Below are 14,333 nucleotides of genomic sequence, written 5' to 3'. Positions count from 1 at the left end.
TCAGTTCATGCCTTCAATGACCGAAAGGTGATGGCCGCCCCGCCGGTCGAGCAGTTCCGCGACGATTTCGGAAATGTGAGGCAGCCCTTCCAGCGTCAGATGCGGATGGCTCTGCGATGGGCCGGGCCGGGCCGGCAGCACCTCCAGTGCATTGGCAAACCGCTGGGAATCCTCGGCTTCTTCCGGCAAAAGCATCTCGATAAGGCCGAGTTCGGCTGCGCGCCGTGCTCGGATCAGTTGTTCCTCGCGGGGCTTGACGCGCGGCACGATCAGCGCCGGCTTGTCGAACGACAGTATCTCGCAATAGGTGTTGTAACCGCCCATCGCCACGACCGCCTTGGCGCCGGCAATCAGCTCTTCCATGCGGTTGTCGAACTCGATGATCCTGATATAGGGGATCTTGGACCCCTTCTTGAGCAGCTTGTTGCGCTTGCGCGCCGGCATGTAAGGCCCAAGCACGATCAGAGCCCTATGCTGCAATTGCGGATCCTGCTGATAGGCATCGATGACGCTGTGGATCAGATCGGCGCCGTCACCGCCGCCACCGGTGGTAACGAGGATATAGTCGCCCTCGGGCCGGTGGCCGGGCAACTCGTTCTTCTGCAGGCTCCGTTGCAGAAAACCGACGAACTTCATCTTTGCCCTGACAGCCGGCGGCACATCCAAACCGGTCAACGGATCGTAGAAATCCGGCGGACCATAGACCCAGACCTTGTCGTAGAACAGGCCTATCTTGCGCATCACATCCCTGCGTGCCCACTCTGCTTCGAGCAGATGCGGGGCGTCCATCACCTCGCGCAGGCCAAGCACGAGCGTGGTGCCCCGCGTCTTGAGGTAGGACAGCGTGTCCTCGATCTCACCGCGCAGGCCGAGCGGTTCCTTGTCGACGATGAAGATATCCGGCCGGAAGGTCTCGGCCGTGTGGCGGATGATCGACTGGCGCATCCTTAGCGTCTCATGCAGATCGATATCCTTTTCCAGCGAGGTGTATTCGCCGTTGCGCAATTTGATGACGCTGGGGATCTTCACGAAGTCGACACGGGCGCGGTAGTCGAAGGCGCCAGCGATAGTCGCACCCGAAATGATAAGCACCTGAAGTCCACGGAAATCCTCGACCAGGGAATGCGCGATCGTCCGGCAGCGCTGCAAATGGCCGAGCCCGAACGTGTCGTGGCTGTACATGAGAATTCGAGCGTTTTGTACGTGCTGGGTCATTGTTGAACGTCTTTTAGAATTCTCGGCTTGAGGACCGTGGACGACCCCGCACGAAACCATCCTCGCGGGTCTACCGACCTGTTTTGAAACATGAGGGCGCAATTTTCAATTCGTATTACCCAAGAGGGTCCATATGCTGAAGCCAGGAAGCTGCGTCTGCTCAGCTGCCCGCTTGCCACGTGGTCCAGAAGAACCTGCATCATTTCATTGGTATTGATCATCTCGGATTCTGGTAGCGGAAATTCGGATAGGGCGGCGTTGGCAGAAATTGACGTTTTCAAGGTTGGGGTCGAGCGTTCGAATCACTTCACCCGCTCCAGTTTCCTTCCGGGGAATCAAACATCGAATAGCCGCGGTTCGGCGCGGCTTTTTGGTTTTTGGGGCAGCACCAAACTGGCTGATAGTGGACCTTTCATATTGGAGAGTCCTCACATTCCATGCTGGCGGGAGGGCGGCTCGAGAGGAATGGCTTCGCTCCTACCTTGGAATCGGGTCACAAGGAAGCGCCAGCGAGCTAAAGCCAGCGCATCCAATTGTGCAATGTCGATTCTTTCCTAACAAGCATGCGGACCGGCAGCCCTTTTTCCTAAAAGAGCACAGCTGCTCGCTTTGTGCTGCCGATAGCAGCGGCGGTCGCTACTACTGAGCCTCTTTTGGCTTGTCTACGAGTTTCTCGACCAGCCGCCGGAGCTCGGAAGGGGTAGTGTGCCCGGCAACAACCAGGGAGCGGAGCGTTTGAGCAGGGAATCAAGCATCGAAAAGCCGCGATTCGCCGCGGTTTTTTCGTTTTCGCGGCAGCACGGCATCACCCAGCAGACGGAGCGAGCTTGTCGCTTCGCCAGCTGCCCGTGGCCAGCAGGCGCTTTGTTCGCCGCGCCAAATACGTCCCCAAGTAGAGTCTAGGACCTTTGCCTTTCAATTTCGGACCAAGGTCCCTTGCGGACAGGTGGATTTAAATCAAACTGGCCGATAGTGGACCTTTCATATTAGAGAGTCCTCATATTCTTTCCTGGCGGGAGGGCGGCTCGAAGGAGGAATTTATGAAAACTCGAACCAGTCTGTTCGCAACGGTCGCCGCTCTCGCCCTTGTCGCGTCTCCAGTCCTCGCCGGACCCGGCGGCAATGGCGGCGGGAAGGGTAACGGCGCAAGCAACGGCAATGGCGGAAATTCGGCTGCGGCTGGATCGCAGGGACACGGAGCCGCAACGTCGGCGGCGGCCAAGGACAAGTCCACTCGGGGAATTGCCCATGCGATGGCTGTCGTTTCTACGACGCCGGCCTCACCGCAGGCCACCCTGTCCTTGCAGGCAGCCTTGGACAAGTTCCTGGCAAGAAAGGCCGATCCGGCAGAGACTTCCGACGACACCTCCGGCGAAATTCCTGACGCAGCCGAATAATATTGCAAATCATGCGCTGCTCGGCGGCGCATCGCACTGTCGAGATTCTTAGCCAGCTGGCAGGCTCCTTCATCTGTTCGGCCGATGCCATGGGTCAAGGAAAAGCCGACATTTGAGTCCGATCCTAAGGGATCCCTGGAACGGTCCTGCCCCTACAGACTGTCCAGAGAGCACCACCGGCTTCGGGCCGGTGGTGCGTTTTTGCGTGGGCGCTCAATTGGCCACTAACCGTGGCCGTTTTGGTTCCGGGCCGACCTGGCTGGGAACTACCTGGCGCCAGCGCCTCTGCGAAAATCCGACGGCGACATGCCGGCCAGCTTGCGAAACGATTTGTTGAAGGCGCTGAGTGAGCCGAAGCCGGAGTCCATGGCGACGCGCAGCACATTGGCGTCCTGGTGCATCAGCAGCGCCTGGGCGTAGCTGAGCCGCAACAGGTTGACATATTCGTTGAGCGTCATGCCGGTCGATTTCTTAAAAATGCTCATCGCGTATTTGGGATGGATATCTGCCGCCGCCGCGATATCAACGCAGTCGATATCGTAGAGAAAATTCTCCGCGATGAAGTCGCACATGCGCCCGACATTGCGCAGGGATTGCTGATCGAAGGGGCTGCCTGTCTCCTGCTCGATCGGAGTTTCGGGTACCAGCCGGTAAGGCTCGAAGCGCACCCGCTCCAGCCGCAGCAACAGCTCGTTGACGGCATGTTCGGCCTTGCCCGGATCGCCCGAGCGGACATAGCGGTTCCAGCGCTCGAAATTGTGGTCGTCCGACCGGTCGGTGGTGCCAGTCACTAGTGTCGCGCCCGTCATCAGCCGGTTGCGAACGTCCGCGGGCAAATGCAGCCGGAAGAAATGCACCAGCGGCAGATGCGCGCCGGCATAGACGGCATCGTCCGATGCGTCGTCCATCTGGTGCGGCAGGCCGCCCCAGAACAGGCACATGTCGCCCGCCGAAAGCGAGATCTCGTGCTCATCCATGCGGTAGTGCACGTTGCCGCGGACGATGAAATTCACCTCGACCTGGGCATGCCAATGCGGCTTCAGCATCACCAGAGGCTGGGTGTGAAACATCTGCAGCAGCAGCGGCAAGCCCTCCACGCTGCTGGCGCCAGGCTGGTAAAACGGTCTTTCCGGCATCTTACTTTCCGCCAATTTTTTATTCCCTTTGTCGCGGACAAGCCTTCGCCAGCGCCTAGTCTAGCCATGCTCGCGAAGAGAGAGCAAATGAAATGGGAGGATTTCAATGCGCATCACACTGACTTGCGCCGCGTTCGCGCTTGCCCTGGGCTCTGCCCCGGCCTTTGCGCAATCCGGCGAAATCACGATCTGGAGCTGGAACGTCGCCGCTTCATCGCTGAAGGCCACCATAGAAGGCTTCAACAAGCAGTTTCCCGACGTCAAGGTCACTGTCCAGGATCTCGGCAACCAGCCGACCTATGACAAGTCGATCGCCGGCTGCGCCGCCGGCGGCGAGGGACTGCCTGATATCGTGACGATCGAGAACGGTGAGGCCGAGAACTACTGGAGCCAGTTCCCGGACTGCTTCGTCGACCTTCACACGCTGGGCTACACGGCCGAAGACCAGGCAAAATTCCCCGATTTCAAGCGCACCGAGCTCGAAGTGGACGACAAGGCCTATGCGATGCCGTGGGATTCGGGCCCGGTCGCGATGTACTACCGCCGCGACTTCTACGAGAAGGCCGGCGTCGATCCCATCTCGATCAAGACCTGGGACGATTTTATTGCCGCCGGCAAGAAAATCCAGGCCGCCAATCCCGGCGTGACGATGACCAACGCCGATTTCAACGGCGACTCCGAATTCTTCCGCATGATTGCCAACGAGCAGGGTTGCGCCTATTTCGCCGCCGACGGCCAGTCGATCACCGTCAACCAGCCGGCCTGTGTGGCGTCGATGACCAAGATCAAGGAGATGAAGGACGCCGGCATCATCTCCTCGGCCGACTGGAGCACCAAGATCACCAACAACACCGCCGGCAAGGTCGCCAGCCAGATGTATGGCGGCTGGTTCGAGGGCACCATACGCACCGAGTCGCCCGACGGCAGCGGCAAATGGGGCGTCTACCTGATGCCGAGCCTTACTGCCGACGGCCCGCGCGCCGCCAATCTCGGCGGTTCGTCGCTCGCCATCACCTCGGTGTCCAACAACAAGGAGGCCGCCTACGCCTACCTGAAATACTCCCTCGCGACCAACGAGGGCCAGATAGCGATGCTGAAGGGCTTCGGCCTTGTGCCGTCGCTGATCTCGGCGCTCGATGATCCCTATGTCTCCGAAGGCCAGCCCTATTGGGGCGGCCAAGCGGTTTGGAAGGACATCCTCGGCACCTTGCCCAAGGTCGTCCCCAGCCGCGGCACGCCGTTCCAGAGCGACGCGGAACTCATCGTCCGCGCGGTGCAGACCAAATATCTGGGCGGCGGCTACCCCGACGCCAAGGCGGCGCTCGACGATGCCGCAAGCCAGATCGCCTCGGCGACCGGCCTGCCGGTCGAAGAGTGAGCTGAACGCGGCTCTCCCTTCTCCCTTTGTGGGAGAAGGCAAGACAGGGCCGGCGCCGACCTCGACACCAGGCCAGTAAACCTAGAAACGAGAAGGCAAGGAGGGCAACGATGCGCTATCAGAACGCCACGGCCTATCGCTTCCTCGCGCCCTATTTGCTGATCTTCTCGATTTTTTGGCTATGGCCGATCATCAGCTCCTTTCTGATCTCCTTCCAGGCGACGCGGACGGTGCCGTGGCGGTTCGCGCCGACCTTCAACTGGGGCCGGCTGATCGGCGATCCGGCCTTCTTCAACGCGTTGAAGAACACTTTCCTTATCCTCGTCATCCAGGTGCCGGTGATGATCACGTTGGCGATCGTGATGGCCGTGCTGCTCAACTCGCCGCTGCTGAAGGCCCGTGGCCTGTTCCGCTTCGCCTTCTTCGCCCCGGTCGTGGTCGGCGAAGTCGCCTATTCCGCGGTGTTCCGGCTGATGTTCAACCTCGATTACGGCATCATCAACAAGCTGCTGAACATCGTTGGCCTGCCCCACATCGACTGGTTTTCCAACGTCACGCCGGCGATGGCGGTCATCATGATCGCGGTGACTTGGCGCTGGGCCGGCTACAACGCCATCATCCTGCTCGCCGGCCTGCAATCGATCCCCCAGGATGTCTACGAGGCGGCGACGCTGGACCGTGTCAGTAAGCTCAAGCAGTTCTTCTACATCACCCTGCCGCTGCTCAAGCCGATCATCGTGTTCTGCGCCGTGCTGTCGATCATCGGCACCATGCAGCTGTTCACCGAGCCGTTCCTGATCACCGAGCGCGGTGGACCGGGCGGCGGCACCGAAACGCTCGGGCTGCTGCTTTACCGCCAGGGCTTCAGGTCTCTCAATTTCGGTTACGCCTCGGCCATCGCCTACACCATGGCCGGGCTGGCGATCGCCATCTCGCTGGTGCAACTGTGGCTGACGAGGGACCCGAAATGAGCTCGCATTCCCCTTCCCGTCGTTCCTCCGCCAGATTGGGACGCAGCATCGCGCTGCATCTCTTCCTGACCCCGCTGGCGCTGATCTGGCTGTTTCCGCTGTGGATGATGGTGATCTTTTCGACCATGCCCGACAGAGGCATCTTCAGCCCCAGCATCGAGCTTTTGCCGCACGGCAGTTTCCTCGACAATGTCAACAATTTGCAGCGCGACACGAATTTCATCGGCGCCATCGGCATCTCCGTCTCGGTGGCGGTGACCTATACGTTCCTGTCGGTGCTGCTCACTTCGATGGCCGGCTGGGCGCTGGCGCGCTACCAGTTCTTCGGCAAGGGCGTGGTCGTCGCGATCATCCTCGGCACCATCACGCTTCCCTATGCTGTCGTGCTGATCCCGCAATTCATCATGGTGGCGCGCGACTTCAAGCTCGCCAACACCTGGGTGGCGCTGATCGTGCCGCCGCTCTTCAATTCGCTCGGCGTGCTGTTCATGCGACAGAGCTTCTCGATGATGCCGGGCGATCTGTTCGACGCCGCTCGGGTCGAGGGGGTCAAGGAATGGCGGATCTTCCTGTTCGTAGCACTACCGCTGGCGCGGCCGATGCTGGCGGCTCTCGCCATCATCCTGTTCCTTGCCTCCTGGAACAACTATCTCTGGCCACTGCTCATCAATTCCAAGCCCGGCGCCATGACGGCACCGGTGGCGCTCGGCACGCTGATCGGCCTCACCAAAGTATCGTGGGGCGGCATCATGGCGGGCGCCGTGATGCTCACCGTGCCGATGCTCGTCGTGTTCGTGCTCTTGCAGCGCCATTTCGTCGCCGGCATCGCCGCCGGCGCCATCAAATAGGATCGGCATGGCCGCGGTCACACTCAAGAATGTCGTCAAGCGCTTCGGCGGCTTTCAGATCCTTCACGGCGCTGACATCGACGTCAATGACGGCGAATTCGTCGTCTTCGTCGGGCCCTCCGGCTGCGGCAAGTCCACGCTGCTCAGGATGATCGCCGGGCTCGAGGATATCAGTGGTGGCGAGATCGCCATCGGCGGCAAAGTGGTGAACGATGTCGAGCCGGCCGACCGCGGCATCGCCATGGTGTTCCAGTCCTACGCGCTCTATCCGCATATGAGCGTCGAGCAAAATCTGAGCTTCGGGCTGAGGATGAACGGCAATCCGAAGGCCGACACCGAGCGGCGGGTGAAGCGCGCGTCCGAAATCCTGCGCATCGCCGAGCTGATGAAGCGGCGCCCGCGGCAATTGTCGGGCGGCCAGCGCCAGCGCGTTGCCATCGGCCGCGCCATCGTGCGTGAGCCGCAGGTGTTCCTGTTTGACGAGCCGCTGAGCAATCTCGACGCCGAGCTCAGGGTGCAGATGCGGGTCGAGATCTCGCGTCTGCACAAGGAGCTCGGCGTCACCATGATCTATGTGACGCACGACCAGACCGAAGCGATGACGCTGGCCGACAGGATCGTCGTGCTCAACGCCGGAAATATCGAGCAGATCGGCGCGCCGCTCGACCTCTATGATGACCCCACCAATCGCTTCGTCGCCGGTTTCGTCGGTTCGCCGAAGATGAATTTCATGGCGGCAAAAGTGGTCGGGAACGACGACGTCGCCGTAACCGTCGAACTCGCCAACCATTGTGGCGCCAAACTACGGAAGCCGCTTTCGGGTGCCCCGCCTGCGGTCGGCAGCGAGGTCGTGCTCGGGGTCCGGCCGGAGCATTTCTTCGAGGCCGGCGAAGCCGATTGCGACATCGCCATCAAGGCAGATGTCGCCGAACATCTCGGATCGGTGAGCTACGTCTATGCCAATGCCGGACCGGAGGAACTGATCGTCGAGCGCGAGGCATCGCGGCAACGGGCGAACGGCGACCATATGGTGGTGTCGATCAAGGCCGACCGGTCGCTTCTCTTCGACAAGTCAGGTGCACGCATTCGCTAATGCATGTCGCCCAAAAGCATGCCCTCGGGCGGGAACCGAGGTGCGCAGCGGTTTTGGGACAACGACATGCACAAAACTAAGACACGCCAATTTTTCTTTCACCAACTCGCGACGCCGAAGCCACCCCAAGGAGATTTGAAATGACGTCCGAACCACGAAAAATCCGCTGGGGCATTCTCGGGCCCGGCACCATCGCCAAGGCGTTTGCCGGCGGCGTCGCCCATTCGCATACCGGCACTTTGGTCGCCATTGGCGCACGCAATCCCGGCAAATCAGGCCTCGCTGAAAACTTCCCCGGCGCGCGCATCCTCAACGGCTACGAGGCTTTGCTCGCGGATCCGGACGTCGATGCGATCTACATTTCGACACCGCATCCGAGCCACGCCGAATGGGCGATCCAGGCGGCCGAGGCCGGAAAGCATGTGCTTTGCGAAAAGCCGATGGGACTGACTGCCTTCGAGGCCGACGCGATGATACATGCAGCGCGCAAGGCCGGCACCTTTCTTGGCGAGGCCTTCATGTACCGGCTGCATCCGCAGACGGCAAAGCTGGTCGAGCTGGTCAGGTCCGGCGCGATCGGCGAGGTGCGCATGGTGAAGTCGAGCTTCGGCTTCGCCATGCCTGATTTCATGCCGGAGCACCGGCTTTATGCCAACGATCTTGCCGGCGGCGGCATTCTCGACGTCGGCGGTTATCCCGTTTCGATGGCGCGGCTGATTGCCGGGGCAGCATTGGGAAAACCCTTCGCCGAGCCGGACAAGGTGGTCGGCGCAGCCCATCTTGGCCAGTCCGGCGTCGACGAATGGGCCTCGGCGCTGCTGCACTTTCCCAGCGGCATCGTCGCCGAAGTCTCCTGCGGCATTTCGCTGGCCCAAGACAATGTCCTGCGCATCCTCGGCACCAAGGGCCGCATCGAGGTCGCGGATTTCTGGTATGCGGCCGGTAGGGAAGGCGGCACCGGCCAAATCTGCATCATCCGTCCGGACGGTGAGGAAGTGGTCGAGGTCAGGGAGGACCGCTGGCTTTACGCTTTCGAGGCCGACGCCGCCGGTGAGGCGATCCTGGCCGGAAAGCAGGAGTTCGCCTGGCCGGGCGTGGGCTGGGCCGACAGCCTCGGCAATCTGCGCGTGCTCGACAAATGGCGTGCCGCCATCGGCCTCGAATACGGGATCGAGAAGCCCGAACGACGCGTCAACACAATCTCCGGCCGGCGGCTGCGCTCCGGCGGCACCACCATCCCGAAGCGCGAAATTCCCGGCCTGCCGCGGCCGGCCTCGTGCCTGGCGCTCGGCTTCGAGGATTTTCGAACGTTCTCCTCGGGCATGATCCTGCTCGATGCCTATTTCGAAGCCGGCGGCAACGTCTTCGACACGGCCTATATCTATGGCAGCGGCTACACCGAAACGCTGCTCGGCCAATGGCTGAAAAACCGCGGTGTGCGTGAGCAAGCGGTGGTCATCGGAAAGGGCGCGCACACCCCGCTCTGCTATCCCGATGTTATCGGCAAGCAGCTCACCCAGTCGCTCGACCGGTTGCAGGCCGATCATGTCGATGTCTACTTCATGCACCGCGACGATCCGGACGTCCCGGTCGACGAATTCGTCGATGCAATGGATCGCGAGGTCAGGGCTGGCCGCATTCGCGGTCCGTTCGGCGGCTCGAACTGGACGAGGGAACGCATGGACGAGGCGATTGCCTATGCCGAGCGGACCGGCAAGCAAAAGCCGGGCGCGCTTTCGAACAATTTTTCGCTGGCCGAAATGCTGGTCCCGATCTGGCCGGGTTGCGTCACATCGTCGAGCGAGGAATGGAAGGCCTGGCTGACCGCCCGGCAGATGCCCAATTTCGCCTGGTCGAGCCAGGGGCGGGGGTTCTTCACCGGCCGTGCCGGGCGCGACCAGCGTGGCAATGAAGAGCTGGTACGGGTCTGGTACTCGGAGAAAAATTTCGGACGCCGCGACCGGGCGATCGAGCTCGCGAACAGGCTGGGCAAGAGCCCGATCCATGTCGCGCTCGCCTATGTCCTGGCCCAGCCGTTCCCGTCCGTCCCGCTGATTGGCCCGCGCACGCTCGACGAGCTGGACGACAGTCTGCAGGCGCTCGACATTGCGCTTTCGCCCGACGACATTGCGTGGCTGGATGGCGGTTCGGATCAGCACCCCGCGCGACGCACAGGCTGACCTACCTCGCCTTCTCCGCTTGTGGGAGAAAGAAGCTGCGCGAGGCGCAATGCTGCGGCTCTGTCCTACCTACCGCTCACCTTCGGCCGCCGATACTTCCACGGCATCTCCCGTTCCAGCTGCGTGGAGACGGCGAGCACGGTCGCTTCGTCGCCATAGCGGCCGACCAGCTGCACGCCGATCGGCACGCCGGCGGCGGACCAGCCGAGCGGCAGCGAAATCGCCGGCTGTCCCGAAATGTTGAAGGGGAAGGCGAAGACGGCGTCCGTCCACTTCGCATTGTAGCGGTCGATGTCCGGTTCCGACATGTCGTAATAGCCCAAAGGCCTCGGCAGCTGCGTCAAAGTCGGGGTGATGAACAGATCATAGGGCGCGAGATCGCCGACGATGTCACGGCCGACCTGCCGGATCGTTTCGACATCGGCGATGTGACGGATGCCGCTCGTCGCGCGGCCGCGCTCGATGATCGCCCAGGTCACGGGCTCGACATCGCTTGGCGTCACCGGCCTGCCGATGACCGTTTCATGATAGCCAAACGTCGCCGCCGTCTGCACGCAGGTCATGTTGGTGTAGGTCTTCCACACCGCGTTGGCGTCGAACGGCACATCGTGCTCCTCGACACAGTGCCCGAGGCGCTCCAGCGTAGCCACCGTCGCCAGCACCGTGGCCTTGACCTCCGGGTCAACAGCCGTGCCATTGGGCGGCGTGACGGTAAAGCCGATGCGCAGCCTTTCCGGCGCACGCGTCAGGAGGCTGAGCCAGCTGCCATCCGGGACCGGCGGCGTGTAGGCATCGCCCGGCAGCGCGCCGGCCACGGCATCGAGATAGGCGGCGGTGTCGCGCACCGTCCGCGAGCAGCACAGGAAATAGGCGCCGCCATACCAATAGTCGCCGAAGGGCGCCAGGCTGACGCGTCCGCGCGACGGTTTTAGGCCGACGATGGCGCAGCAGGAGGCCGGGATGCGGATCGAGCCGGCGCCGTCGCTGGCCTCGGCGATCGGCACCATGCGCGAAGCGATGGCCACCGCCGCGCCGCCGCTCGAACCGCCCGGCGTGATGCCTTCCTTCCACGGGTTCTTCGTCGCGCCGTAAAGCTTTGGTTCGGTGCTGATCGACCAGCCATTTTCGGGCGCATTGGATTTGCCGACCAGCACCAGGCCCGCCGCCTTCATGCGGCGCACGACCTCGGTGTCGAAGTCCGCGACGACATCTCTGAGGAAAGAACAGGCGTTGGTGTTCGGAGCTCCGGTCCAGGACGAGGCCAGCTCCTTTAGCAAGAATGGTACGCCGGCAAAGGGTGCGTTTCTGTCGACCATTTCAGCTGCGACCCGCGCCATGTCGTACAGGCGGTGGATCACCGCGTTTAGCGCCGGGTTCAGCCGTTCGATCGTGATGATGGCCGCCTCGACAAGTTCGGCCGGCGCAACCTCGCCGCACTTCACCAGCGCGGCCAGATCCAGCGCGTCGGACTCGGCGTAGGTTTCCAGGAAGCTGTCGGTGATTTCGGCCATGTCTCTCTATCGCGCGGCTACCGTCGCCGCCCCCTCACCCAGCCTCCGCTTCGCTCGGCTGACCTCTCCCCAAGGAGAGAGGAGCTCCCCAGCGCTGGCGCCAGCCTCTTCTCCCCAGCTGGGGAGAAGGTGGCAGCGAAGCGGCCTATGAGGGGGCATCCCTCATAGGCGAGAGACCATGATCACCTCAGGCTAGCTCGACGGTCCGCCCTTCTTCGATGCTCTGCTCGGCGGCAAGCACGATGCGCAAGCTGTTGACCGCGGCATCCATTTGCTCGGTCAGATCAAGATCCCCGCGGATGGCGCGCAGGAAGAATGCCTGCTCGCGGTCGCAAAGCTCCTGGTGACCGGGCTCGTCCTCCATGCTGACGATCTCGTCGGGCTTCTTGAAATTCTTGTCGCCGTCGACCTCGGCATAGTGGATCTTGAGCGCGTCGGTCTTGGTGTGTCGGTCGATATCGGCTGAGTTCGACACCTCGGCGAGTTCAGCTGCACTGCTTGCCGTCTGGCCGGCGACGATCGAGACCGCGCCCTTCGGGCCGATCACGTCCTTCACAAAATAGGCCGTCTCGCTCATCATCGGCCCCCAGCCCGCCTCATACCAGCCGACCGAACCGTCATCGAAGGTTACGTGCAGATGGCCATAATTCTGCTTGGCGGCATCGGCCCACAATTTCGCGCCGATACCGTGAACGCGGACCGGTTTGGCGCCGGTCAGCTGGCACATCACATCGACATAGTGCACGCCGCAATCGACAATCGGGATCAGCGAATCGATTAGGTTCTTGTGCCAGTGCCAGGCGCTGCCGCCGCTCTGCTGGTTGAGGTTGAGGCGCATGACCAGCGGCTTGCCGAGCGTCTTGCCGACCTCGATGAACTTGATCCATGACGGGTGGACGCGCAGGATATAACCGAGCACCAGTTTGCGGTTCTTGGCGCGGGCCGCAGCGACGACCTTTTCGGCGTCTTCGATATTGGTGGCGAGCGGCTTTTCCATGAACACGTGGCAGCCCGCGGCAATCGCCTTCAGCGCATATTCGGCATGCGTGTTGGGCCAGCTGTTGATGGAAACGGCATCCGGCCTGGTCTCGTTCAGCGCTTGGTCGAAATCCTCGTAGAGCGGATAGCCGGCTAATTCCGCCGGGATCTTTGTGTTGCTCTTGATCGTGCGGCTCATGATGCCGACGATCTCAAAACCGTCGAGCCTGTGATAGGCGCTGGCATGCGACGCGCCCATATTGCCGAGACCAATCACCAGCACTTTCACCTTCTCGGTCAAAGCCACCTCCCTTTTTTGATTTAGTTGGGGCGGCGACCCAGTCGCCGCCCATATCGTCACCAAGTGCCCTACTTGACCGCTGAGTCGAACAGATGCGCCTTGATCTTCTCGACGTCGAGCGCAGCAAAGCCCTCCGACAGCTTGGTGCCGTCGGCATCGGCCTTGACCTTGGCCTTGTCGAAATCATTGGCCTGGCCGATCAGTTCGTTGGTGCAGACGTCCTCGGCCTTCACCGGGTTGGTGATCTGGCCGATCTTGTGGATCTGGTCGAAGAAGCCCTGCCAGCTCGCCATGTCGTGCGAACCCCAGCCTTCGCGCTTATCCATGTCGCCACGGAAGACGTTGATCTGCTGCAGGATCGAGGTGGTGCCCAGCTCAGGCCCGAGATTCTTGGCCAGCGTCGGGAACTGCTCGAACACCGCTTCGACGGCCGCGCGCGGATTCTGGTAGCCGAATTCCAGGCCCATCGCCCAGCCGCGCAGGTATTTCTCCAGGAACGCCTTGCGGTCGGGATCATCGAGATCGGCCGACCGCACGACGAAAGTGTTCGCCGGCAGCTTCGAGTTCTGCACGCCGAGCCAGTATTCGAAGTCGAGGTTCTTGGCGATCCATTCGGCCCGCAGACCTTCCCACGACAGCGCCGCATCGCCTTGGCCGCCGGCCAGTGCGGTGCCCCAGGTCGGCCAGCCGGCCTCGACATATCGAACTTTCTTGATGTCGACGCCTTGCGAGGCCAGCAGCGGATCGGTGATCGACTGCCATGCGGCGGAGCCGAGCAGGATAGTCTTGCCCTCGAGCGTCTTCAGGTCGTTCGTTCCCTCGCCCTTGCGGAAGGCGAAGCTGAACGTGTCACGCGCCCCCATGTGAAACACGGATTTGAGCTTCATGCCGTTCTGGATGGCGAAGGAGAAGACGCCGGGCGAGGGAAAGCCCATGTCAGCCTGGCCGACATCGACGAACTTCACCGTCGCGGTGCCGTCCGACGGGCCCGGCTGCATGTCGGTGTCGAGGTCGCCGAAATAGCCTGCCTTCTTGGCCGCCCAATAGGGATAATCGTCGAGCACTTCGAGCGTGCCGCGCGGCGAAATCCAGGTGAACTTGCCGTATGGCTCGGCCTGTGCCCTGAACGCCGAGGCGCCGAGCGCGCTGGCGGTCACCACGCCTGCTCCGGTGACTTGCAGAAAATAGCGGCGGCTGATCCCCGCCTTGAAACCGATGTGACTTTCCTTGGTCATGGCATTTCCCTTTTTGTTGGCCGGTAGTTTCTCTCGCCCGCCTCCCAGGCGCCATCATTGCCCCGCGCGCTAAGTCCTCGTTTTATGCAT

General features: G+C 62.0%; 11 protein-coding genes and 1 pseudogene. 6 read left to right on the top strand and 6 right to left on the bottom strand.

What is annotated here, in order from left to right; genetic code table 11:
* Positions 1 to 1,215, bottom strand: a complete 1,215-nt coding sequence (locus ACWUKX_RS20980) for a glycosyltransferase family protein (RefSeq protein ID WP_456008740.1) — start codon at positions 1,213 to 1,215, stop codon at positions 1 to 3.
* Between the two features lie 639 nt (positions 1,216 to 1,854).
* Positions 1,855 to 1,935 (bottom strand): annotated as a pseudogene (locus ACWUKX_RS20975) (DUF2726 domain-containing protein); the annotation flags it as partial.
* A 320-nt stretch (positions 1,936 to 2,255) separates the two neighbouring features.
* Between ACWUKX_RS20975 and ACWUKX_RS20970 the strand changes: the two are divergent.
* On the top strand, positions 2,256 to 2,612 hold the full coding sequence (locus ACWUKX_RS20970; protein ID WP_127208210.1) for a hypothetical protein: 357 nt from the start codon (positions 2,256 to 2,258) through the stop codon (positions 2,610 to 2,612).
* 266 nt (positions 2,613 to 2,878) lie between these two features.
* On the opposite strand, the gene ACWUKX_RS20965 is transcribed toward ACWUKX_RS20970, so the two are convergent.
* Complete coding sequence (locus ACWUKX_RS20965; RefSeq protein WP_456008739.1) at positions 2,879 to 3,748, bottom strand: helix-turn-helix domain-containing protein; 870 nt, start codon at positions 3,746 to 3,748, stop codon at positions 2,879 to 2,881.
* A gap of 106 nt (positions 3,749 to 3,854) precedes the next feature.
* Between ACWUKX_RS20965 and ACWUKX_RS20960 the strand changes: the two genes are divergently transcribed.
* The 5 genes from ACWUKX_RS20960 to ACWUKX_RS20940 all read left to right on the top strand — a co-directional run bounded on the left by ACWUKX_RS20960 (position 3,855) and on the right by ACWUKX_RS20940 (position 10,218).
* Positions 3,855 to 5,126: an ABC transporter substrate-binding protein gene (locus ACWUKX_RS20960; protein ID WP_456008738.1), complete on the top strand. Its 1,272-nt coding sequence runs from the start codon at positions 3,855 to 3,857 to the stop codon at positions 5,124 to 5,126.
* A gap of 110 nt (positions 5,127 to 5,236) precedes the next feature.
* Positions 5,237 to 6,097, top strand: coding sequence for a carbohydrate ABC transporter permease (locus ACWUKX_RS20955; protein WP_456008737.1), 861 nt, complete (start codon positions 5,237 to 5,239; stop codon positions 6,095 to 6,097).
* Positions 6,094 to 6,945 carry a carbohydrate ABC transporter permease gene (locus ACWUKX_RS20950; protein ID WP_456008736.1) on the top strand — a complete coding sequence of 284 codons (852 nt, stop codon included), beginning with the start codon at positions 6,094 to 6,096 and terminating at the stop codon, positions 6,943 to 6,945. The genes ACWUKX_RS20955 and ACWUKX_RS20950 overlap by 4 nt, the downstream gene beginning before the upstream one ends.
* Positions 6,946 to 6,952: 7 nt before the next feature.
* Positions 6,953 to 8,038: an ABC transporter ATP-binding protein gene (locus ACWUKX_RS20945; RefSeq protein WP_456008735.1), complete on the top strand. Its 1,086-nt coding sequence runs from the start codon at positions 6,953 to 6,955 to the stop codon at positions 8,036 to 8,038.
* A 140-nt stretch (positions 8,039 to 8,178) separates the two neighbouring features.
* Positions 8,179 to 10,218 (top strand): aldo/keto reductase, encoded by a 2,040-nt coding sequence (locus ACWUKX_RS20940; protein WP_456008734.1) that lies wholly within the window; start codon positions 8,179 to 8,181, stop codon positions 10,216 to 10,218.
* A gap of 65 nt (positions 10,219 to 10,283) precedes the next feature.
* Here the strand turns inward: ACWUKX_RS20940 and ACWUKX_RS20935 are convergent, their stop codons facing one another.
* From ACWUKX_RS20935 to ACWUKX_RS20925, 3 genes are all read right to left on the bottom strand, one after another.
* On the bottom strand, positions 10,284 to 11,729 hold the full coding sequence (locus ACWUKX_RS20935; RefSeq protein WP_456008733.1) for an amidase: 1,446 nt from the start codon (positions 11,727 to 11,729) through the stop codon (positions 10,284 to 10,286).
* 187 nt (positions 11,730 to 11,916) lie between these two features.
* The gene (locus tag ACWUKX_RS20930) at positions 11,917 to 13,008 is read right to left on the bottom strand and encodes a Gfo/Idh/MocA family protein (RefSeq protein WP_456008732.1); all 1,092 of its coding nucleotides are present in this window, start codon (positions 13,006 to 13,008) and stop codon (positions 11,917 to 11,919) included.
* Positions 13,009 to 13,076: 68 nt separating this feature from the next.
* A complete protein-coding gene (locus ACWUKX_RS20925) occupies positions 13,077 to 14,243 on the bottom strand; it encodes an ABC transporter substrate-binding protein (protein WP_456008731.1) in 1,167 nt (388 codons plus the stop codon).
* Between the last annotated feature and the right edge of the window lie 90 nt (positions 14,244 to 14,333).

The organism is Mesorhizobium sp. f-mel, from assembly GCF_053850215.1.
This window is presented reverse-complemented; position numbering and strand designations above follow the sequence as displayed.